Annotated in this window: 21 protein-coding genes; 3 read left to right on the top strand and 18 right to left on the bottom strand. The window is 59.1% G+C overall.

Features of this window, described 5'->3' with window-relative positions; translation table 11 throughout:
• Positions 1–63: 63 nt before the first annotated feature.
• Entirely contained in the window at positions 64–1,245 is a 1,182-nt protein-coding gene (locus BM069_RS10430; RefSeq protein ID WP_244503589.1) for an alpha-D-ribose 1-methylphosphonate 5-triphosphate diphosphatase, read from the bottom strand.
• The gene (locus BM069_RS10425) at positions 1,193–2,050 is read right to left on the bottom strand and encodes an esterase/lipase family protein (protein WP_139216178.1); all 858 of its coding nucleotides are present in this window, start codon (positions 2,048–2,050) and stop codon (positions 1,193–1,195) included. Before BM069_RS10425 ends, BM069_RS10430 begins: the two co-directional genes overlap by 53 nt.
• 67 nt (positions 2,051–2,117) lie before the next feature.
• On the opposite strand from BM069_RS10425, the gene BM069_RS10420 reads away from it, so the two are divergent.
• Positions 2,118–2,570, top strand: a complete 453-nt coding sequence (locus tag BM069_RS10420; protein ID WP_093323589.1) for an NUDIX domain-containing protein — start codon at positions 2,118–2,120, stop codon at positions 2,568–2,570.
• Here BM069_RS10420 and BM069_RS10415 read toward each other — a convergent pair.
• From BM069_RS10415 to BM069_RS10370, 10 genes are all read right to left on the bottom strand, one after another.
• Complete coding sequence (locus BM069_RS10415) at positions 2,551–3,369, bottom strand: DMT family transporter (protein ID WP_342028848.1); 819 nt, start codon at positions 3,367–3,369, stop codon at positions 2,551–2,553. The two genes, BM069_RS10420 and BM069_RS10415, sit on opposite strands and share 20 nt — an antisense overlap.
• Positions 3,370–3,426: 57 nt before the next feature.
• Complete coding sequence (locus tag BM069_RS10410; RefSeq protein WP_093323479.1) at positions 3,427–4,629, bottom strand: MFS transporter; 1,203 nt, start codon at positions 4,627–4,629, stop codon at positions 3,427–3,429.
• Entirely contained in the window at positions 4,630–5,184 is a 555-nt protein-coding gene (locus tag BM069_RS10405) for a hypothetical protein (RefSeq protein WP_093323477.1), read from the bottom strand.
• Positions 5,185–5,274: 90 nt separating this feature from the next.
• Entirely contained in the window at positions 5,275–6,366 is a 1,092-nt protein-coding gene (rsgA, locus tag BM069_RS10400) for a ribosome small subunit-dependent GTPase A (protein ID WP_093323475.1), read from the bottom strand.
• 416 nt (positions 6,367–6,782) lie between these two features.
• A complete protein-coding gene (gene groL, locus BM069_RS10395) occupies positions 6,783–8,429 on the bottom strand; it encodes a chaperonin GroEL (RefSeq protein ID WP_093323473.1) in 1,647 nt (548 codons plus the stop codon).
• A 38-nt stretch (positions 8,430–8,467) separates the two neighbouring features.
• On the bottom strand, positions 8,468–8,755 hold the full coding sequence (locus BM069_RS10390) for a co-chaperone GroES (protein ID WP_093323471.1): 288 nt from the start codon (positions 8,753–8,755) through the stop codon (positions 8,468–8,470).
• Between the two features lie 241 nt (positions 8,756–8,996).
• Positions 8,997–9,644: a 2-hydroxychromene-2-carboxylate isomerase gene (locus BM069_RS10385; protein WP_093323470.1), complete on the bottom strand. Its 648-nt coding sequence runs from the start codon at positions 9,642–9,644 to the stop codon at positions 8,997–8,999.
• 96 nt (positions 9,645–9,740) lie between these two features.
• A complete protein-coding gene (locus BM069_RS10380; RefSeq protein ID WP_093323468.1) occupies positions 9,741–10,391 on the bottom strand; it encodes a thermonuclease family protein in 651 nt (216 codons plus the stop codon).
• A 173-nt stretch (positions 10,392–10,564) separates the two neighbouring features.
• Positions 10,565–11,542: an oxidoreductase gene (locus tag BM069_RS10375; protein ID WP_093323467.1), complete on the bottom strand. Its 978-nt coding sequence runs from the start codon at positions 11,540–11,542 to the stop codon at positions 10,565–10,567.
• 79 nt (positions 11,543–11,621) lie between these two features.
• Complete coding sequence (locus BM069_RS10370) at positions 11,622–12,269, bottom strand: sulfotransferase family 2 domain-containing protein (protein WP_093323465.1); 648 nt, start codon at positions 12,267–12,269, stop codon at positions 11,622–11,624.
• 99 nt (positions 12,270–12,368) lie between these two features.
• Between BM069_RS10370 and BM069_RS10365 the strand changes: the two genes are divergently transcribed.
• Positions 12,369–13,253, top strand: a complete 885-nt coding sequence (locus BM069_RS10365; protein WP_093323464.1) for an alpha/beta fold hydrolase — start codon at positions 12,369–12,371, stop codon at positions 13,251–13,253.
• A 38-nt stretch (positions 13,254–13,291) separates the two neighbouring features.
• Here the strand turns inward: BM069_RS10365 and BM069_RS10360 are convergent, their stop codons facing one another.
• A complete protein-coding gene (locus BM069_RS10360; RefSeq protein WP_093323462.1) occupies positions 13,292–14,050 on the bottom strand; it encodes an NAD(P)H-dependent oxidoreductase in 759 nt (252 codons plus the stop codon).
• Between the two features lie 232 nt (positions 14,051–14,282).
• Positions 14,283–16,565, bottom strand: a complete 2,283-nt coding sequence (locus BM069_RS10355; RefSeq protein ID WP_093323461.1) for an adenosylcobalamin-dependent ribonucleoside-diphosphate reductase — start codon at positions 16,563–16,565, stop codon at positions 14,283–14,285.
• Between the two features lie 179 nt (positions 16,566–16,744).
• Here BM069_RS10355 and BM069_RS10350 point away from each other — a divergent pair, with 179 nt between their 5' ends.
• A complete protein-coding gene (locus BM069_RS10350; protein WP_093323460.1) occupies positions 16,745–17,176 on the top strand; it encodes a DUF1489 family protein in 432 nt (143 codons plus the stop codon).
• 41 nt (positions 17,177–17,217) lie between these two features.
• On the opposite strand, the gene hisG is transcribed toward BM069_RS10350, so the two are convergent.
• The 4 genes from hisG to BM069_RS10330 form a co-directional block, all read right to left on the bottom strand.
• Entirely contained in the window at positions 17,218–17,916 is a 699-nt protein-coding gene (gene hisG / locus BM069_RS10345) for an ATP phosphoribosyltransferase (protein WP_093323458.1), read from the bottom strand.
• Positions 17,913–18,998, bottom strand: a complete 1,086-nt coding sequence (locus BM069_RS10340; RefSeq protein WP_093323457.1) for an ATP phosphoribosyltransferase regulatory subunit — start codon at positions 18,996–18,998, stop codon at positions 17,913–17,915. The genes hisG and BM069_RS10340 overlap by 4 nt, the downstream gene beginning before the upstream one ends.
• An 8-nt stretch (positions 18,999–19,006) precedes the next feature.
• Entirely contained in the window at positions 19,007–20,500 is a 1,494-nt protein-coding gene (hisS, locus tag BM069_RS10335) for a histidine--tRNA ligase (RefSeq protein WP_093323456.1), read from the bottom strand.
• A gap of 106 nt (positions 20,501–20,606) precedes the next feature.
• On the bottom strand, positions 20,607–21,410 hold the full coding sequence (locus BM069_RS10330) for a crotonase/enoyl-CoA hydratase family protein (RefSeq protein ID WP_093323454.1): 804 nt from the start codon (positions 21,408–21,410) through the stop codon (positions 20,607–20,609).
• Between the last annotated feature and the right edge of the window lie 66 nt (positions 21,411–21,476).

Below are 21,476 nucleotides of genomic sequence, written 5' to 3'. Positions count from 1 at the left end.
GCGCTTATTGCGCACAGCAGACATTGATGCAGACCGCGACGTGTGCGTGTTTCCGCCCCTCATCTACCCCATAAACCGCGCAGCAACTTCGCCCGCCATAAAACTCACACGCCCACCAACCAAAGTGGCGTCAACACGTCCTGTATTGGCGTCCATCACCAACATATCTGCGCGTTTGCCAACCTCTATCTCTCCCCGATCCTCAAGGCCTAGCACCGCTGCTGGTCCCGACGAGATCAGTCGCCACCCATCTTCCAGCGACACCACCCCGTCCGCCGCAAGCCGCAGCACGGCCTGCTTCATTGCCGGATAGTGGTAATCAGACGCCAGCGCATCACAAAGCCCGTCGGCCACCAGATCACCGGCGCTCACATTGCCCTTGTGCGAGTTGCCCCGCACCACATTCGGCGCGCCCAAGACAATCGCATCACCACCGGCCCGCGCCGCTTCTGCGGCCTCACGTGTCTCCGGAAATTCCGAAATCAGCGCCCCACAGCCTCGCCACCGCGCCCGCTGCTCAACTGTGTTGTCATCATGACTTCCCAGGCGCACCTGGCGCATCGCAAGTCGCGCTGCCAAAGCAGAAACCGCCTCTGGCACCTCTGACTTGCGCGCATACATCGCCTTCAACAGCGCCTCATGCGTCTCCGGATTGCGCCCCGCCTTCAACGCCTGCCCTGTCAGACGCGGCGGCTTCTTGCCCTTCGCCAACGCCTTGTGCGGCAAGTGATCATTGAACACCACATACGGCACGTCATGCGCTGAAACCGCCGCTTCAAAATCGGCGTAGTCATCCAGCATATGAGTTTCCAGCCGAAGCTGAACCAAGACGTCCGTCAGCATTCCGTCGGCGGCGTCCAAAGCTGCCAGAAAGCGTCGCGCAAACTCCGGTCCGCGCATGCCACCTTCCCAACTCCAAAATTGCGCAAGAACCGCTGTTGTTATGCCATTTGCGGCCAATTCCGCATCCGTGGCTGCCAATCCCGGCCCCAAATCCTTCATCGCACCGCGCCTTGGGGCCAAGTGGCGTTCAAACCCGTCCCCATGCAGATCCACAATACCGGGCAGCACACAAAACCCGCGCAGATCAATCTCGCGCCCGCCTTGATCAACGATATGGCCGTCTCTCACGGACACCGGATGATCGGAGAATCCTTCTGCGCGCAACACATCAGCGCCGGTCAGCCGCCACTCATTCATCCTTCGAGTCGCCGTCATCGCCTGACCAAAAACGGTCCCAAACATCGTCCCAGCTCTCATCGCCTCCGGGAACGTCCACACAGACACCGTCTGTGCACTCGCCTTCTAGAAACACCTCCAGTTCCCGCAATGTTTTCTCAGCGTCGCCCCACTTCAGTTCATGGTCAAAAGCACCATTTACGAGAAAGTTCTTCACCTGAACAACCACCATGGGATTGTTCATCATAAAGGTATGCGTGACCGGCATCACAATGTGATCCGTCATGCCGTCAACCTTTGTGCTCTCCACCGAAACCTTGCCGTCATCCGGCCCCTCAATCAACGCAGAGAAAAGTGGACTGATGGACCGGTTTCCCGCAATAACGCCCAATTCAAAGTCCACCGGCGGCAGGGAAATCGGTAAACCATCCGTCGACAGCTGTAATCCCGCGGGACCATTCAGCATTTTGAACGCTTCGAGGTCGCGCAATTCGTCCACAATTTCAGACCCTTTGTTAGGCGGCCCCAACATCACCACCCGATTGAGCATTTCTGGCCGGTGTTCGGCCAACCAAACGCGCGTCAGAATACCCCCCATAGAGTGGGTCACAAAATTCAGCTTCTCGTCACCACATTGCGCTACCGCTTCAGGAATAGCCTTTTCCGCAAGCACAGCGATCTCTTCCTCTGTCGAAGGATACCCCTGCCGCACCACGGTGTAGCCAAGCTGCTCCAGCGCCACTTCCATAATGAGAAAACTGTTGTCCGTGCGCGCCAGACCATGCAGCAGGATCACACATTCCGCCCTTGCCATCGCAGGCGCACCAATCAACCCTGTCACCAGAGCCGCTATCAAACCAAATCTTGTCATGCCCTTGAGATAGGCAATGCAGCGCGATTACAAAAGTAAAAACGCCACTCCCAGCGAAAGCTTGCACATGCCATCTCCCCGCATCGCCGCCCGCGCATTGATCCTGCGCGATGACAAATTGCTTCTCGTGAATGCCTATCCCGCGGGGCAAAGTGACCTCTGGTGCGCTCCGGGCGGCGGTGTTGAAAAACATACCAGCCTACCCGACAACCTGATCCGCGAAGTCCGTGAGGAAACCGGCCTGACGATTTTGGTGGGTGCCCCCGCCCTGATCAATGAATTCCACGACCCGGATCTGAATTTCCATCAGATCGACATCTACTTCCGGTGCGACATCACATCAGGCGAGCTTTCATCTGATTGGTGCGATCCCGAGGGCATTGTCTCGGAGCGCTGTTTCTTTTCCCGCACCGAAATGGCCCATATCGCATTCAAGCCCGACAGCCTGCCTGACGCGGCATGGGGCGACACCCTGCTTTATGATCCGTTGGAACGGTTGATCAAACCGACCGGCGCATAGAAATCAGAACCCCTGCGATCACCAAACCCGCCGCTCCAACGAACGTCCATGTCATTGGCTCTGCCAAAAAGACCATACCGCCCGCCATTGCAATCACCGGCACGCTCAATTGTGCCACCCCTGCCCTCGCGGCCCCAAGGTCGGGCAAAATCGCATACCAAAGCGCATAGCCCAAACCGGAGGTGATCACACCGGACACAATCGCCAGTGCCACGCCTGTCGCTGGCATGGCTCCGCCGCCCCAAAATAGCCACGCAATCAGCGCCACCGGCGCAGCCAGACAAAAATTCATCGCCGTCGCCTGTGTCGCATCACGCTCCAGCCGTCCCTGAAGGGAATAGACGCCCCAACCGACACCCGCGACCGCCATGGCACCCGCCGCCCCCCAAGGCGCAAGGGTCGTCTCTCCCGGCCACAGCAACCAGACCAATCCGGTCGTTGCCACAGCGGCGCCGACCCAGCGGTTCAGCGGCACGTCTTCGCGCGCGAGCAAAGCACCGCCAAACATCGTGATTTGCACGACGCCGAACAACAACAGCGCGCCAAGACCCGCATCCAGACCGCGATAAGCCACTGAGAAACCGAATATATATGCCAGAAGACTGCCGACGGCGATCACGCGTCCGCTGCCACCCAATGCAAACCCTCGTCCTTGCCACGCAACGATCACCGCCAGCGCCACCGCACCCGATACCAGACGCACGACACCAAAGTCCAAAGGGCTCATGCCAGCAGTCGCGACCCCTGCACGGTTAAGAACATAATTGGCCGCAAACGCGGTCATTGTCAGGGCGGTCAAAAGAAACAATCTCATATCGACCTAGGTGGCACGCAAAGACGAAGCAGACAAGCCACCTCAGCCTTTGCGTGCCTCGCCGGGCAGGGCAAGGACCAACACGCCTGCCACGGTTTTCAGAATGCAGGGTGCGACAGCATAGGCCCAAACAAGGGTGCTGATCGCCTGCGGAGAGTTGGCTTGACCCGGTCGAAATCCGGCTTGTTCCAGCAAGGGCAGAACCAACGCCGCTGCCAGAGCCAGTGATAGCTTTCCAGCCAGCGACCACAGGCCGAACCCCGCACCGCCTTGGATGTTTTCTTCATCCAGCGTCACTGAAAAAAGCGCAGGCAACAGAACCATGTCGGCTCCCAAAGCCAATCCGGACCCGACACACACCAGCGCAAATCCTGCCACTGCACCCGTCTGCAAACCGGCGACACCGACAAAACTTGCGATTGCCAGCCCCATGCCAACCAAAAGAACCGGCTTCGCACCCCATTTTCTGGCGGCCTTTGACCAAAACGGCGCACTGACGCCGGCGCAGGCAAAGAACAGAAGCAAAAACGGCCCTGCCAAATTTGTCAGTAGCAGACGATCCTCTACAAAGAACAGAAACAGCGTCGAAGTGATCGCCACGGGCAAGGCGTTGACCATCGCCAAAACGAGCAAAAACCGCACCCGCCGCACCTGCAAAACACCAGCAAGGGACGCGGTTGCAACCGGCGCCGGGTCACGCGACCAAATACGCCACATCGCAAGGCTCGCCAAGGCGGCCAGCCCCACGTAGATACCCGCAAATCCTCGATATCCCAGAACCGTCGGCAGCATCGTGGCCAGCAAAATGCCCACCACTGTTCCCAACTCGCGCGCGCCGGCCAATCGGTAATGCCCGTCCGCGCCGCCCCGCGCCATCAGGCGCACGCCCTGAGCGTAAAACAGAATCGTCAAAAGGCTATAGCTCGTGAAAATCACCACCAGCACAGCCACCAGCCAAACCACCGGATGGCCCAAAACCGGCATTCCAAACAGCGCCCAGAAGCCGAGTGCGAGACCGACCGCGCCAAGCGCGGCCCAAACCTTTGGCGTCACTGAGCGCCGGTCAACGAGCTTCCCAAGCAGCGGGTCTTGGGCAAAGTCCATCACCCGAATGCCCAAAAGCACCGCGCCCAAAGTGGACAGGCTCACCCCCATTTCCACCGTCGCGTAGCGCGGAAGATGGATGTAGAGAGGTACGCCCGCCGCCGCCAACATCGCAGCATAGAGCCCGATGCGAAAAAACACTCAGCCCTGCCCCCGCAGTCGACGCGCCTGTGCAGGGTCACGGGCGCGATCCGACAACCAGATCGCCATGTACCGATCGCGGAAATTTGGATGGGTCAGGGTACAGGTCCGCTGGCCATTTATCCAAAACGACATGGCATTCGCCCCTTTGGGCGCAGCAACGATCCTGTCGCCCGGTGTGATGTCACGATAGCAAGCCGCAAGCTTGTCCCGTATCGCACCGTGATCCGATTTTTTGCCTTCGACCCGCTCCAATTCTCCCAGAGAGGCCTTGAGCAACACAGCGGTGCGAATTTTTCGATCGTATTCAATCGCCAAAGCAAACGGCCTCTCGGCGTTGAACCGGGATCCGCCCTGCGTGATTAGGTCGAGATCATAAACTTTGAAACCGAGATACTTGAATTGCCCCTCTCCGGCGACGGCGGGCTGCGGCACCACGGATGTCACCTCCGGCGGCATAGACTGGGCCATGGCCTGCACAGCCCAGCCCAAAAACAGCAACGCCGCCAGCGAGATTGTCAAAAGCCGCCTGCGCAGCACCAAAACATGCGTCATATCCTATCCTCCCGGCTCCGATTTGGGATGGTTTGGATAGGTTACGCATCGCCCCTGCCAGCGGATCACCCGCAGCAGAGGCTTACACGCTTAGCGCCGGCCTTTGCGCCCTTTGTGGACCTTGGTCACAGTCTTGATCATTTTGCCAAAGTCTTTCTGTCGCGCACGTCGTTCGGCTAGGGTTTCCGTGTTGTGCCGGTCTTCCGCTGCGAGCTTGCGATAGCGCTCCAGCCGCGCTTCATCCAGTGTGCCCGCGTCAATCGCCGCCCTGACCTTACAGCCGGGCTCGGTGTCATGGGCGCAGTCGTTGAACTTGCACTGGTTGGCGAGATCCACAACGTCGGAAAACAGGTCAGCAATGCCCGCCTCTGCATCCGCCAATTGCAACTCCCGCATCCCTGGTGTGTCAAGCACTCCAAGGCCCGCTTCGGTGAAATGCAACTGCCGCGCGGTGGTGGTGTGCCGCCCCCGCGCGTCGTCCTCGCGAATGCCGCTTGTTGCGGCCTGTTCAGAGCCAAAAATCGCGTTCACAAGCGTCGATTTTCCAACACCCGAAGTGCCGAGGAAAGCAATCGTCTGTCCCGGCGCGCACCAATCCTCCAGCGCGCCCGCCACATCACCGGCCTTGGCATCTATCGCGATCACCGGCACGCGGTCCGAAATCGTCTGTGCCTCCTGCACATAGCGCTCCACGTCGTCGCAAAGGTCCGCTTTGGTCAGCACGATCACCGGCGCGACCTCGCTTTCAAAGGCCAACGCAATGAATCGCTCCAGCCTCGCCACATTGAAATCCTGATTGCAGGAGGTCACGACAAACACCGTGTCCACATTGGCTGCAATAAGTTGATAGTGTTTCGCATGCCCTGCCGCGCGGCGTTTAAACAGGCTTTTGCGGTCAAGAAGGATGCTGTGCGTTGGCAAAGCTTCGTCAAACAGCAGCCAATCCCCCACCGCAATCTCCAACCCCGGCGGGATCAACCCGTCAAAGCCGTCGCCCCTTACGTTGGCACCGGACTTGTGCACTTCGGTCACACGCACAGGCGGCTTTTCGGTCAGGGTATCGACATCAACCTGCGTAGCGAAAAACGGCTGCCAGCCAAGGATATCCAACGCACTGCGCTTGGGTTTGTCGGTCAAAGGAGTGCCCATCGCGGGCAAGAATTGGGAATAGTCCCGTGTCATCGGTATGATCTTTCATGGTCGGGCGCCAAGCCATCGCTTGCGCCTATCGTATCAGAGAAATAATCGCAGAAAAACAGGTGCCTGACGCGGGTGCGCAGACAGGTCGTCCTGTTCGATTGTGCAGGTGGGAAGCCGCTCTGCCTCCCCCTCATCATTGCTCCAGAAACCGGGCCATAAAATCTCCAATGTGTCTTGGGGGGTACATGGGGATGTGAGGTGCCGCTGTCAAATGGATCGGCGTGTTTTGCCCAACGGCCGTCCTCTGCGGACAGCCTCAATTGTCCGAAATGAAACCCACTCCCCAAAACAAAAAGGGCCGCCCGAAGGCGACCCTCTAACTCTTGGGCTGCTGCTGTCGTGACATTGGCCCGTAGGCCAATGCACTGTCGCATCACCGTTCGCAAAGCGAACAGTGATTACATCATGCCGCCCATGCCGCCCATGCCGCCCATGTCGGGCATGCCGCCAGCTGCGCCGCCGTCTTTGGCAGGCTTGTCGGCAACCATAGCTTCGGTGGTGATCAGCAGACCCGCGATGGAGGCTGCGTCTTCCAGAGCTGTACGGGTCACTTTGGCCGGGTCGATCACACCGAAGGAGAACATGTCGCCATATTCTTCGGTCTGCGCGTTGAAGCCAAAGGTCAGGTCAGCGGATTCACGGATCTTGCCCGCAACAACCGCACCATCAACACCGGCGTTCTCAGCGATCTGACGCAGAGGCGCTTCGATGGCTTTGCGCACGATCACGATACCGGCGTTCTGGTCAGCGTTCGCGCCTTCCAGACCTTCCAGTGCTTTACCGGCCTGAACCAGAGCAACACCACCACCAACGATCACACCTTCTTGCACAGCAGCGCGGGTCGCGTTCAGAGCATCGTCAACACGATCTTTGCGCTCTTTCACTTCCACTTCGGTCATGCCGCCAACGCGGATAACAGCAACACCGCCTGCCAGTTTGGCAACGCGCTCTTGCAGCTTCTCACGGTCGTAGTCGGAAGAAGTTTCTTCGATCTGGGTGCGGATCTGAGCAACACGTGCTTCGATCTCGGCTTTGGCGCCAGCACCGTCAACGATGGTTGTCTCGTCTTTGGTGATCTCGATTTTCTTGGCAGTGCCCAGCATGTCCATGGTCACGGACTCAAGCTTCATGCCCAGATCTTCGGAGATAACCTGACCGCCGGTGAGGATCGCGATGTCCTGCAGCATGGCTTTGCGGCGATCGCCGAAACCAGGTGCTTTGACAGCAGCAATTTTCAGGCCGCCGCGCAGTTTGTTGACAACCAGAGTTGCCAGCGCTTCGCCTTCAACATCTTCTGCAATGATCAGAAGCGGCTTCTGGGACTGGATCACCTGCTCAAGCAGCGGAACCATCGGCTGCAGCGAAGACAGCTTCTTCTCGTGCAGCAGAACCAGACAGTCGTCCAGATCGGCGATCATTTTGTCAGCGTTGGTCACGAAGTAAGGCGACAGGTAGCCGCGGTCGAACTGCATGCCTTCAACAACATCGGTTTCTGTTTCCAGACCTTTGTTCTCTTCAACAGTGATCACGCCCTCGTTGCCAACTTTCTGCATCGCGTCTGCGATCTGCTGGCCGATTTCGGCTTCGCCGTTGGCGGAGATGGTGCCAACCTGTGCAACTTCGTCGGAGTCTTTGACTTCGCGTGCAGAAGCTACGATGCCTTCAACAACTTTCGCAGTTGCCAGATCGATGCCGCGCTTCAGGTCCATCGGGTTCAGACCAGCAGCAACCTGCTTCAGGCCTTCTTTGACGATGGCTTGTGCCAGAACGGTCGCTGTGGTGGTGCCGTCGCCGGCTTCGTCGTTGGTGCGGGAAGCAACTTCCTTCACCATCTGTGCGCCCATGTTCTCGAACTTGTCTTCCAGTTCGATCTCTTTGGCCACGGATACACCATCTTTGGTGATGCGCGGCGCGCCAAAGGATTTGTCCAGAACCACGTTACGGCCTTTGGGGCCGAGGGTCACTTTAACGGCGTCTGCCAGAACGTTCACGCCGCGCAGCATTGCGTTGCGGGCATCGGTGTCAAACTTGACGTCTTTTGCCATTTTAAAGGCTCCTAATTTCGTAAATGTCGGTCAGACGATCAGGCAATAATGCCCATGATGTCGGATTCTTTCATGATCAGCAGCTCTTCACCGTCAACGGTGACTTCGGTGCCGGACCATTTGCCGAACAGAACTTTGTCGCCAGCTTTGACGTCCAGTTCCACGCGCTTGCCAGCGTCGTCACGCAGGCCAGCGCCCACGGAAACAACTTCGCCTTCAGCGGGCTTTTCTTTTGCGCTTTCGGGGATGATCAATCCGCCGGCGGTTTTCTCATCGCTTTCAACGCGGCGAACAAGCACGCGATCGTGCAGCGGTGTAAATGCCATCTTCGAGGTTCCTTCACTCAAAGTTTCTCCCACGCCCCGATGCCATTCTGCGACACCGTTTGGGCGATTAGCACTCACTTGCATCGAGTGCTAACGGCGAAAGAGGTAGGGGCAGTTTTGGGAGGAGTCAACGGCGGGGAGTGAAGTTTTTTGAGCAAATGCTCCGCTTTGACATATAGGGGCGCTCACGTCGCGCTCAACCGGTCAGCGGATTCCTCGACGAACGCGCAACTTCACCCCGTCACCCACCCACCGGCGGATTCCTAAACCCGCTCGGCGCAAACGGCTGCACCAACGCCCGCTCCAGCAATTCAAGATGGTCCTGCCCGTAAAACATGTCGCCATCCACGAAGTAGGTCGGAGACCCAAACACCCCACGCGCCAGCGCCTCCCGTGTGTTCGCCTGAAACACCGCCTGCACATTCGGCGTCATCGATGCCGACAACAAAGGTGCGGGATCGATCTCCACAGCCCGCGCCACCTGCGCCAGATCCTCGGGGTTCGCCAGATCAATGTCGTCGCGCCAATGCCCCTGCAACATCGCAAACGACAGCGCATCTAAGTCCAGCCCCGCTTGCTCCGCCGCAATCAACATCCCGCTCGACAGATGCAGCGCGTTGTCGTGATAGGTCGGGCGATGCGCAATCACCGGTACCCCGCGATACTCCGCCCAGCGCTCAATCTCGCGGCCAAAGAAATAGTCCACATGCGTCTGCTTGCGCCCTGCAAAAGACAGCCCGCCTGCAGCTTCGACAACCGGAGACAGTTCAAACGGTCGATGGATCAGACGACAGTCATGCGCCGTACAAATCTCGGCGAGCCGCTTGGCCCCGAGATAGGCAAAAGCCGAATGGGTGGAATAGAAATATTCAATTGCGCGTATGGTCATGCGGGGACGCTAGCAACGTCCCACGAAATATCAAGCTCACGCCTTCCCACGGAATGTGCTCAAATCTTGCTTAGGCCACAAACCCTCCTGCCGCGCTCACGTTGAAGAGCCGCTCTGCCGCTTGATGGATCTGTGACCAAATTTGCCAAAGGCCAATTTACGACGCGCGCCGTCAGGTTCTAGATGCCGATATTTACCACCGGAGAAAACTGCCAAATCCAGCGCAAGGCCCTCTTTTACGATTTCGGCACCTATATCGCTTCCATCCGGCAAATAGCAGGTTCCAACAAGTCGGTCATAGGACCGTTTACCGTCCAGTTTCGCGGTAATGGTTTTGCCTTTACAAATTCGCACCATAGCCCATTTTGATTTTTGACCGTAAGGCTGGTCGGTTTCGGGAGCGTCTATTCCCGCCAGCCGAATTTTCGTTTTCTTGATCCGGATCGTGTCGCCATCAATAACGTAAGCAGGCCCCGAAATAGACAAGCTTTCCGGCATGGGTGGTAGAGGAACATTGTTTTCCCGACACCATTCCTCGGCACTCAACGGACCCTTTTTTCCCGGCTCGGTCGAGCGTCGCTTCTGTTCTGGCCTCTTCTTTTGTGCCTTTTTTTCCGCTCGTCGCGGCAGCGGCTGTATTTGAGGGCGCTGATCCGTCGAAGTTCCAACGTTTGATCGGTTCCCAAACAGTAGAATGCTACCTGCAACAACCAAAACAAAAACAAGAAAAAGAATTAGGCCTTCCATAAGCACACCTCCAAATACTTTTGATCTCTCACCAGAGATCTAAGCATTGAAGCTGGAGTTCCCTTGGCCAGCGCGGCCAAATTCTTTTGGTTTCACGCCAATGCCCCCACGACGCCCGTAGGGGCATGGCCTGTTTGCTCATTCGGCCCCGAAACCATGACCCCACAGCAACCTCAAGCCGCGTCGAGCAACGCCTCACTCACCGACCACAGCCGCTCCGCCGCCTCATCATCCGTGGCATGGTCATTCACCCCGAAGAACCGCGCGGTCGGACTGTCCGGATCGGTTGGCTGCGCGATGTTACAGTCCTCACAATAGACCCCAGCCTTGCCTTCCAACAACGGCGAGGTCGCCGCCCACACAGAGGTCGCCGCCCCCTGCTCTGGTGTCTTGAACCCCTGCTTGGCCAACTCCGAAGGCTCCCCATCTTCGCCAAGCCAGCCCAGCGCGATCATCTCTTCCTTGGGCAAATGCCGCTGCAACGGCGTGAAAATCCCACCTGGATGCACGGAAAACGCCAGTCCGTCGGTGACGTTCAACCGCCGTGACAACGCATTGGCAAACAACGCATTTGCGGTCTTTGCCTGCCCGTAGGCCTGCCACTTGTCATAGTCCGTACTCTCATACTGGATGTCGTCCCAACGGATCGGCGACAGCTTGTGCCCCGTTGAAGACAACGACACCACCCGCGGTGCCTCTGCAGCGCTCAGCAGGCCCATCATCGCCTGCGTCAGCGCGAAATGCCCCATGTGGCAGACACCGAACTGGCTCTCCCAACCCGGCCCGACACGGTCAAGCGGGCAGGCCATGATCCCCGCGTTGTTGATCAGCAGATCAAGTTTGGGCAACGTCCCCGCCACCTCATTTGCAAAGCGCGCAATCGACCTGATGTCGCCCAGATCCATCGGCAGCGCGACCACTTCACCAGCCACATCCGCCAGCGCCGCCTCGGCTTTTTCAGGCGTTCGCACCGGCACGACAACCTTCGCGCCTTTGCCAGCCAACGCCCTCACAGTTTCCAGCCCCAGACCGCTATAGCCGCCCGTGACCACCGCCGTCTTGCCGTTCAGGTCGATCCCCGCCACGACTTCCGCCGCATCGGGGCGTGATCCGAAATTGTGCTCAACCGGCACCTGATCCGTTTTCGCCATTCCATTTCCCTCTCTGAAACCACTTAGCCAAAGAGGTGACCCCGCTCCTGTCCGCAATCAATTGCAAATCGCGCCAATCTCAACGGTCAAAACCAAAACCCTCAAAATCATCGCGATACCGCCGCCAGATTAGGTCTTTCTGATGCTGTGTCAGCACCTCTTCCGTGAACCCCGGCGCCTCCCGCTTCATATTGCGGTGCGGCAAGGCCACCTCACGGCCAAAGATCGCAGACAATACCGGCGCTAGGCCCGCTGCCAACTCCGACTGATCCACCAGATGATCCACCATCAACTGACCATCGGCGTCCATCACATACGCCACCTGCGGCGCAAGATGGCGCGCTCCATCACAAAGCGGATCGTCATAGTGCGTGTCGACAAAGCTCTCAAATCGCCGCGCCTGCCAGCGCGGCAAATGTTGCGCCATCCAGTCCACCACGCCCATGCGGTAAACATACTCCGATACCATACGCGCATAGGGATGCCGGATGACCGCAAACTTGGTGAAAGCCGCAAAATCCTGTTGCGACACAAATCCCATCTCCACGTATTCCCGCGCATAAAGATGGGCCAAACGCTCCGGCTGTGCGCGGTCTCCGCGCCGCATCAAGAGCGCCCCGCGCTCCTCCCAACTCAACCCAAGATCGTCCAGAAAAACCTGCGCGACGCTTTGACCGCCGGTTTTGGGGATATGCACAAAAATCGTCTTGTGGTGGCGCGATAACATGGGCTTCACCCTTACAACCTGACGTCACCCCGTCAACCAAGGTAAGGCGGATTTACAAGGGCTGCCAATGCGCTACCGTAGCGCCAAGGGAGACCACACATGCAGATCACCGCCAACGGCATCACACTCGAATACGAAACCCACGGTCCCAAGGACGGCATCCCACTTGTTCTGATCCGTGGCCTTGGCTCGCAAATGATCCATTGGCCTGCCGAACTCTACGAAGGCCTCGCGGCCCACGGCTACTATGTCATCCGTTTTGACAACCGCGACGTCGGCCTGTCCCAACGCTGCCCACATCCCGACGCCCCCGGCGACGCCGACGACATCCTCACCCTGACCCAAGCCGGAAAACCCGTCACGCCCGCCTATCACCTGACCGATATGGCGCAGGACGTCACCGGCCTGATGGATGCGCTCAACATCGAAACAGCCCACGTTTTCGGCATTTCCATGGGCGGCGGCATCACGCAGCTTCTGGTGACGCAACATGCTGATCGATTGCGCTCCGCCACCATCGTGATGACAGCCGCGCGCCCACTCATCGGCGTTGATCAGGCCTCAGCCATGCTGCCGATGCTTCTGTCGCGCCCACTTGGGAGGGAAGCCTATATCGACAGCTGGGTCTCAGAACACGCCACCAACGGCAGCCCCGGCTTTCCAATGACCGAGGCCGAAATCCGCGCCGAAGCTGCCCTTGCCTTTGACCGTGGGGTCGACGCGGACGGCATCAATCGTCAACTGCTCGCGGTTCTGAACGCGCCTGATCAACGTCCCGCGCTCGCGCAGACATCCGTGCCCTGTCAGGTCATTCACGGCGAGGACGACGCGTTGATCCCCGTGGACCTCGGCGCCGAGATCGCTGCCACCATCCCGAACTGCCCATTTCACCGCATCGCCGGAATGGGCCACATCATCACCCCTGATCTCGCCCCTCAGATCGTCGATCTGATAGATACGTTCATCCAGAGCCAAACGTCTTAGGCTGTGGCTTGCTTGTGCCCTGTCTTCAAAGGCGGGTCTCAGGCATGCCGCACAAAGGGTGAATGACTCGGCGCGTCAGCCTTCAATCGACCGTCCGCGTCAAAATCCCCTTCTGGATTAAACACCATTCGGGGCAAGCTGTTCCAACGCGCCGCCAGTTCTGTCTGCGCGTCAAGCACAGAACGCAACTGCGCCTCCACGGCCTGCTTGGCTTCACCTTCGTGATAACCATGCACCGAATGCACCGACACCGGCTCCAGAACCGTCATACCCAAATACCGGAACGTATAGGCCAGCGGCCACAACTGCAGACGCAAATCCCCTTCCTTGCCATCCGGCCCGCATTCACTTTCACGCGCGCCGGTTGAGACACAAAACAGCACCTCTTTGCCAAGGCACATCCCTCGATCGAACCGCGCGTCCTCGCTGTGCAATGCCCCTTGGGCAAACACGCGATCCTGCCAGCCCTTTAGCGCCGCAGGTGGCGCAAACCACCAGATTGGAAAATGCAGAATAATCCGATCCGCGGCCCGAACCTTGGCCACCTCTTCCGCCACATCCGCAGGCAATTCATTTGCTTCACTGGCCGCTTGCTGTGCCTTCAGCGGGTCAAATGCTTCCCCGTTCGGCAAACCATAGACGCCCGGCGCCTCCACCGGATCAAAACCCATCGCCCCAAGATCAGAGCGCAACACGTCATCTCCTGCAGCTCGCGCCGCCGCCACGCTCGCTTCGGCCCACGCGTTGGTAAAACTTTGCGCTGACGGATGCGCGCTCACCACAAGTACCGTGCCCACAGCCCACTCTCCCTTTGCTTTGTACTTCAACGTTGCGCATCGTTGTGCACGCAACAGCCACAATTGCAACGGGCCTCGGTTTCACGTTGCGCCGTCATCAAAAAGGTCCACAACCAAAAAATCTCGGGGCTCACCTGAACCCCGAGATCTGCGCGGCCACTGTGGGCCGCTTTTCACGTTGCCAAACCGGACAGGTCAGCAGCCACAAGGGCCTACTGTTCCGACCAGCTTCTTAACCACACTTGCTAAAGCCACAGCTAGGGCAAGTCATACAGCCTTCAACCATCTGCAGACCGTATTCGCCGCAGCTTGGGCAGGGCTTGCCTTTTGGCGCTTCACCGACCGCCACCACTTCGGCCTGCGGATCAGTTTTCAGCCCCATGCCTTCGCCTTCGATAAAGCCAATGGCGATCATGTGACGTTCCAGAACACCGCCAATCGCCGCCAGAATGGACGGGATGTACTTGCCTTCCATCCATGCACCACCGCGCGGATCAAACACAGCCTTCAGCTCTTCGACCACGAACGACACATCCCCGCCGCGACGGAACACCGCCGAGATCATGCGGGTCAGCGCCAGTGTCCAAGCGTAGTGCTCCATGTTCTTGGAGTTGATGAACACTTCAAATGGGCGGCGATGGCCGTTGATGATCACATCGTTCACCGTCAGGTAAATCGCGTGCTCACTGTCCGGCCACTTCAGCTTGTAGGTCGCGCCTTCAAGGCTCTGCGGGCGCTCCAGAGGCTCGGACATATAAATGACCTCACCGGAGTCCGCGACATGATCCGCCGGCTTCTCACCTGGGGCAGCCTCCGAAGATTCCGAAACGGTCAAAACCGAACCCGTCACTTCATTGGGGCGATAGGTGGTGCACCCCTTACAGCCAGTGTCCCATGCCTGCATGTAGACTTCCTTGAACTCGTCAAAGCTGATGTCTTCGGGGCAGTTGATGGTCTTGGAGATCGAGCTGTCGATCCACTTCTGCGCCGCGGCCTGCATACGCACATGCGCCGCCGGTGCCAGAGTTTGGGCGTTCACGAAATAGCTTGGCAACGCCTTGTCGCCGAACTTGTCGCGCCACATTTGCACAGCGTAATCAACGACTTCTTCTTCGGTGCGCGATCCGTCTTTCTGCAAAACCTTACGAGTATAGGCATAGGCAAAGACCGGCTCGATGCCCGAGGATACGTTGCCCGCATAAAGGCTGATGGTGCCGGTTGGCGCGATCGAGGTCAAAAGCGCATTGCGGATGCCGTGCTTGCCAATCGCGGCCCGCACGTCCTCATCCAGATCCTGCACCATGCCACCGTTCAGGTATTTCTCTTTGTCAAAAAGCGGGAACGCGCCCTTCTCTTTGGCCAGATCGACCGACGCCAAATAAGACGCGCGCGCGATGGCTTTCATCCACACTTCGGTCTGCTCTGCCGCTTCTTCGGTGCCGTATTCCAGACCCAGCATCAGCAACGCGTCGGCAAGACCCGTCACACCAAGACCAATGCGTCGCTTGGCTTGCGCTTCCTGTGCTTGCTGCTCGAGCGGGAACTTGGACGCGTCCACAACGTTGTCCATCATCCGCACAGCGGTCGCCACCAGATCCGTCAGCGCGTCCTGGTTCAGTTCCGCATTCGCCTCAAAGGGATTGCTCACCAAACGCGCGAGGTTCACCGAACCAAGCAGGCACGCGCCATAAGGTGGCAAAGGCTGCTCGCCACAGGGGTTGGTTGCGGCAATTTCCTCAACATAGTTCAGGTTGTTGCGCTGGTTGATGCGGTCAATAAAGATCACGCCCGGCTCGGCGTAGTCATAGGTCGACTGCATGATTTTGTTCCACAGATCACGCGCATCAACCGTGTGATACACACGATCGCCGAAGGTCAATTCCCAAGGGCCATCCGCTTTCACCGCTTCCATGAACGCATCTGTCACCAGAACCGACATGTTGAACATGCGCAGGCGCGCAGGGTCGGATTTCGCGGTAATAAACTGTTCGATATCAGGGTGGTCACAGCGCATGGTCGCCATCATCGCGCCACGGCGCGAACCGGCGGACATAATGGTGCGGCACATCGCATCCCACACATCCATGAACGACAGAGGGCCGGAGGCATCCGCCGCCACGCCTTTGACGTCCGCACCACGCGGGCGAATGGTCGAGAAATCATACCCGATGCCGCCGCCCTGCTGCATGGTCAGCGCGGCCTCTTTCAGCATGTCGAAAATCCCCGACATGCTGTCCGGCACGGTGCCCATGACAAAACAGTTGAACAACGTCACCTGACGCGCAGTGCCCGCGCCAGCTGTGATGCGACCGGCGGGCAGATATTTGAAATCCTCCAGCGCCGCATAAAACTTATCTTCCCATTTCGCAGGGTCTTTCTCGACTTTCGCCAGATCGCGCGCGATGCGGCGCCAGCTGTCTTCAACCGTGATGTCAATCGGCGTACCATCAGCCTCTTTGAAACGGTATTTCATGTCCCAGATTTGCTCGGCGATGGGGGCAGCGAAACGGCTCATTCTTGATTCCCTGTTAGGTTCGGCGCGTTAATGTGAAGAGGCTACAAACTAAACTGACTCGGCCCCTCGACACAACAATTAACCCGAGGGCAGGCGAAGATTTTGCACAATAGGTTGCGGCCACTTGCACATGACATACAATATAGAGCGTCAATTCTGGAAGATTCTGTGGGAAACCTGTGGATAACTACGTCAACCTGGTCAAACTGAGCGTCGGCACCGAAAGCGTGGAAACACTCGCGGCATGGCAAGACATGCGCCGCGCGCAAATGGCGGATGGTCTGCCTCGCCACGTGACACGCATGTGGCCCAAACGCGAAGCGGAGATTCTCGCTGGCGGATCAATCTATTGGGTGATCAAGGGCGTGATCCAATGTCGCCAGCGCATCCTGCGACTGGATGAGGTTATCGGCGAAGACGGCATCCGTCGCTGCGCCATCGTGTTGGATCCGGAAATCCACCGCACCGTGGCGGCAACCAAACGCGCATTCCAAGGCTGGCGGTATCTCAAGGCAGAAGACACCCCTTCCGACCTGCCCAAATCCCGCGCCAATGACGACGCATTGCCCGACGATCTCAATCAGGCGCTGGCAGAGATTGGCGTGCTGTAAATCGTCCGGTACGCGCCCTGCGCACCGGATGTTTGCTGTGTTTAGCCACCCAGCCCCAAGGTCTCCAACAACGCCGCCATTCCACCGCGCTCCGCGTCCGTCATCTGCGCCACGCGGCTGCGGAACAGTGTCGCCTGCGATTGCAACACGACCGCATCATCCAAAATCTTCAGATGGTTCGCACGCAGTGTGTCGCCGGTTGAAGTGATATCGGCCACTGCTTCCGCCGTCAGGTTCTTGATCGTCCCTTCCGTTGCGCCTTGGCTGTCCACCAACTGATAATCCGCGACCCCCGCATCCATCAGGTATTCGCGCACCAACCGGTGGTATTTGGTTGCGATCCGCAACCGGAACCCGTGCTCTGCTCGAAACGCCGCCGCAGCAGCATCCAAATCATCCAGCGTATCCACATCGGCCCAGCACCCCGGAACCGCGATGATCAGATCTGCGTGGCCGAAACCAAGCTCCGCCAGTTCTTGAACCTGCTGCTCCCACTGGCCCAGTTTTTCGCGGATCAAATCTGTGCCAGTCACACCCAAGTGGATGCGCCCCGCCGCCAGCTCACGCGGGATTTCCCCCGCCGAGAGCAGCACCAACTCAACACCGTCAACGCCTTCAACCGCGCCCGCATATTCCCGATCCGACCCGGTTCGGCTCAACTGCACGCCCCGCGCGCCGAACCAGTCAAAGGTCTTTTCCATCAACCGACCCTTAGAGGGCACACCCAGCTTGATCGTCATGCCGCGTCCTCCAGATCGACCAAAAGGCCCGGACGGATCACCCCACCCACAGCCGGAATTTCACGCCCCTGACCCAGAACCTGGGTCAGCGCATCATAGCGCCCGCCTGTGGCCACCGGTGGCAGATCGGCACGGCCCTCAACGGTAAAACCAAAGACAAAGCCGTCATAGTATTCCATCGAGGTCCGTCCATAAGACGCCTCAAACCCAAGGGTGTTCACATCAACCCCACGCGCATCCATCGCGGCAATCCGGTCGCGCAACCGATAAGCCGCCTCCGAAATCGCCGGCATGTCCACCGCCAGATCGCGAATGTGTTCAAGCGCGTTGGGCAAGGTTTCCCGCACTGCCAAAAGCGCCTCGATCAACTCAACCTGCATCGCCGAAATCGGTGCCGCTTGGGCATCTTCACGCAGCCAATCGATCCGCGCAGCCACTTCCGCCTGAGTACGCACCCCGATGTCAGGATAACCGTGATCCAGCGGCGCATCCGCCGCCAACAATTTCGCGCGGCTCGCGGGCATCTCGGCTCGGCCGGAGAACCTATCCAGCAACGCCTTAAACCGCCGAGGCCGCCAGATGTGCCGCGCCAAGGCTTTCTTGCGCCGCTCCGTGGTGTCCAATCCGGCCACCGCCGCCGCCAGAATGCCAATGTCACCTGTTGCGGCCCGCACCGGCACATCGCCCAGCGCCTCTTTCACAACGGCAAACACCTCGGCATCCGCCGCTGCAGGGTTCTCGCGGTCAAAGACCTCATAGCCCACCTGCATGTATTCATTGGCCCGCGCCGCGTCGTCTTCCTGTCGCCGGAACACCTCGCCCGCATAGGTATACCGCGCCGGCTCCGCCCCGTGCGCCATGTGCATCTGCACCACCGGCACCGTGAAATCAGGCCGCAGCATCTGCTCTCCGCGCAGCGCATCCGATGTCACATAAGCCCGCCCGCGAATGTCCTCGCCATAAAGGTCCAGCAACACTTCGGCTGGCAACAAAAGCGGTGTTTCCACCGGTACAGCGCCCGCCGCCTGAAACCGCGCGCTCAGCTCCGCTGCCCGCGTCTTTACTCTGGCTTTCTGGTCCATCGCCCCGCCTACCCCTCGGCCTGCGAGGCGAGAATTTCGCGCACCTTCGCGACCAGTTCGCCGCGTGGCACCTCAAACTGGCTCGGGCGCTCTTTCCACTCCTCATGGGTCGCGCTCTCGGCGATCTTGGCACCAAGGATCAGGTCCTTGATCTGCACCACACCGCGATCTTTTTCGTCGCCGCCTTCGATCACCGCTGCAGGGCTGTTGCGCTTGTCTGCATACTTCAACTGGTTGCCGAAGTTCTTGGGGTTGCCCAAATACATCTCCGCCCGAATGCCCGCATTGCGCAGCTCTGCCACCATTGCCTGATAATCCGCCATCCGGTCGCGGTCCATCACCGTCACAACCACCGGTCCCGCGTCCACACCGCCCATGCGGCCCTTCTCGCGCAGCGCCGCCAGCAGGCGATCCACGCCAATCGACACGCCGGTCGCGGGCACGGCCTGACCGGTGAAGCGTTTCACCAGATCATCATAACGACCGCCACCCGACACAGACCCGAACTGCCGCTTGCGGCCTTTCTCGTCGAGGATTTCAAACGTCAGTTCGGCCTCAAACACCGGTCCGGTGTAATAGCCCAGACCACGCACAATGGATGGGTCAATCTCGATCCGGTCACTGCCGTATCCGCCAGCGGCCAGAAGCTCGCCAATCTGCTCAAGCTCCGCGATCCCTTCAGCCCCCACGCTCGACGCGCCAACCGCGCCACGCAGGTTATCAAAGGTCTTGGCTACATTGTCTGCCTTGGAGGTCAGGAAGGCAATCACAGGCTCCACCTGATCATCGCTCAGGCCAACGCCGTCAATATAGGCACCCGAGGCATCCAGACGCCCCTTGCCCAGCAGCTCACGCACACCGCTCTCGCCGACCTTGTCGAACTTGTCGATGGTGCGCAACACGTTGTCGCGCGCGGCCTGATCCTCACCAAGCCCCATCACTTCCAACACGCCGTTCATCACTTTGCGGTTGTTCACCCGCACAAGATAATCCCCGCGCGGAATGCCCACGGTTTCCAGAGTGTCGGACAGCATCGCGCAAATCTCGGCATCTGCCGCCATCGACGCCGTGCCAACCGTATCCGCATCACATTGATAAAACTGGCGATACCGACCCGGTCCGGGCTTTTCGTTGCGCCAGACCGGTCCCATCGCATAACGCCGATAGGGATTGGGCAAATCATTGCGGTGCTGGGCATAGACCCGCGCCAAAGGCGCCGTCAGATCATAACGCAGCGCCATCCAGTCGCCATTGTCTTTCTCGTCAAACTCCTGCCAGGCAAACACGCCTTCGTTGGGGCGATCCACGTCCGGCAAAAATTTTCCAAGCGCCTCAACGGTTTCCACCGCGCTGCTCTCAAGGGCCTCAAAACCATAGCGATGATAGACCCCGGCGATCTGATGCAGCATCTCGGTGCGCTCGGACACCTCAACACCGAAATAGTCGCGGAAGCCCTTTGGCGTGACCGCCTTGGGGCGTGGGGCTTTCTTCTGCTTGGCCATTGCTATGGTCCCTGTGAAATAATGTCGCCTGTGCCTTTACCCAATGGGCGGCAGAGGGGCAAGGAAAGGGTTTTGCAACGACGGCGGAAGCGCCCCTCCAAGCGCGCTAGATATCTCCGAAATCCCCGCCACGTCCTTTTCCGGCTGCAAACCGTGCGGCGCCGGCGGCCCCTTCGGCCGCAAAAACTTCAAAAGACGCCCATTCGCGTCGCAATGCCGCTGCCAGATCGGTGCCCGACATGCGCCCCGATAGAAAATCCGCACGCATACAGGCTTGCGGGAATGACACCAAAGACTGCGCCAACTCGAGTGCGCTCGCCAAAGCCGCACCCTTTGCGCAAACCCGATCCGCCAAACCCATCTGCGCCGACTCGGTCGCGCCCACACCGCGCCCCGTCAGAATCAAATCATTTGCCCGCCCCTGCCCGACAATCCGCGGCAACCGCACGGTGCCCCCGTCAATCAACGGCACTCCCCAGCGGCGACAAAACACTCCCATCGTGGCCCCTTCGGCCACCACCCGCATGTCACACCACGCGGCCAACTCGATGCCTCCGGCCACCGCGGGCCCTTCGATCGCGGCAATCACCGGCTTGGAGAGCATCAGGCGGGACGGCCCCATCGACCCGACAATCCGCTGCGACTGTGCATCCCGCCAATCGTCAGGGATCTGCACCGCTTTGATCCAATCCGCCCCTTCCGCCGCAGCCGCAGCCTTCAGATCAAAACCTGCGCAGAAAAAGCCGCCCGCGCCGGTCAGAATGGCCACGTCCAGCCCGTCCTCTGCCTCAAACGACTGAAATGCCTCAAACAAAGCCCGAGCCGTGCCCGGATCCACAGCATTGCGCGCCTCTGGCCGGTTGATCTCCACAACCCGTACACGCCCTTCGTCCCGAATGATGACTGTCATCGCTGATCCTCCCGCTCTGATCCGATCAGCCACCGGGCGCTCAAACAAGAAAAACCCCACGTCGCT

It is taken from the genome of Shimia haliotis (genome assembly GCF_900114415.1).
Classification (GTDB): Bacteria; Pseudomonadota; Alphaproteobacteria; order Rhodobacterales; family Rhodobacteraceae; genus Shimia; species Shimia haliotis.
The sequence above is the reverse complement of the archived record's forward strand: the minus strand, read 5'-3'. Positions and strand labels throughout refer to the sequence as shown.

Coding starts and splice junctions, on each gene's coding strand:
- BM069_RS10430 (WP_244503589.1), bottom strand. CDS start 1,245: ATGTTTGGGACCGTTTTTGGTCAGGCGATGACGGCGACTCGAAGGATG.
- BM069_RS10425 (WP_139216178.1), bottom strand. CDS start 2,050: ATGACAAGATTTGGTTTGATAGCGGCTCTGGTGACAGGGTTGATTGGT.
- BM069_RS10420 (WP_093323589.1), top strand. CDS start 2,118: ATGCCATCTCCCCGCATCGCCGCCCGCGCATTGATCCTGCGCGATGAC.
- BM069_RS10405 (WP_093323477.1), bottom strand. CDS start 5,184: ATGACGCATGTTTTGGTGCTGCGCAGGCGGCTTTTGACAATCTCGCTG.
- rsgA (WP_093323475.1), bottom strand. CDS start 6,366: ATGACACGGGACTATTCCCAATTCTTGCCCGCGATGGGCACTCCTTTG.
- groL (WP_093323473.1), bottom strand. CDS start 8,429: ATGGCAAAAGACGTCAAGTTTGACACCGATGCCCGCAACGCAATGCTG.
- BM069_RS10390 (WP_093323471.1), bottom strand. CDS start 8,755: ATGGCATTTACACCGCTGCACGATCGCGTGCTTGTTCGCCGCGTTGAA.
- BM069_RS10385 (WP_093323470.1), bottom strand. CDS start 9,644: ATGACCATACGCGCAATTGAATATTTCTATTCCACCCATTCGGCTTTT.
- BM069_RS10380 (WP_093323468.1), bottom strand. CDS start 10,391: ATGGAAGGCCTAATTCTTTTTCTTGTTTTTGTTTTGGTTGTTGCAGGT.
- BM069_RS10375 (WP_093323467.1), bottom strand. CDS start 11,542: ATGGCGAAAACGGATCAGGTGCCGGTTGAGCACAATTTCGGATCACGC.
- BM069_RS10370 (WP_093323465.1), bottom strand. CDS start 12,269: ATGTTATCGCGCCACCACAAGACGATTTTTGTGCATATCCCCAAAACC.
- BM069_RS10365 (WP_093323464.1), top strand. CDS start 12,369: ATGCAGATCACCGCCAACGGCATCACACTCGAATACGAAACCCACGGT.
- BM069_RS10355 (WP_093323461.1), bottom strand. CDS start 16,565: ATGAGCCGTTTCGCTGCCCCCATCGCCGAGCAAATCTGGGACATGAAA.
- hisG (WP_093323458.1), bottom strand. CDS start 17,916: ATGACGATCAAGCTGGGTGTGCCCTCTAAGGGTCGGTTGATGGAAAAG.
- BM069_RS10340 (WP_093323457.1), bottom strand. CDS start 18,998: ATGGACCAGAAAGCCAGAGTAAAGACGCGGGCAGCGGAGCTGAGCGCG.
- hisS (WP_093323456.1), bottom strand. CDS start 20,500: ATGGCCAAGCAGAAGAAAGCCCCACGCCCCAAGGCGGTCACGCCAAAG.
- BM069_RS10330 (WP_093323454.1), bottom strand. CDS start 21,410: ATGACAGTCATCATTCGGGACGAAGGGCGTGTACGGGTTGTGGAGATC.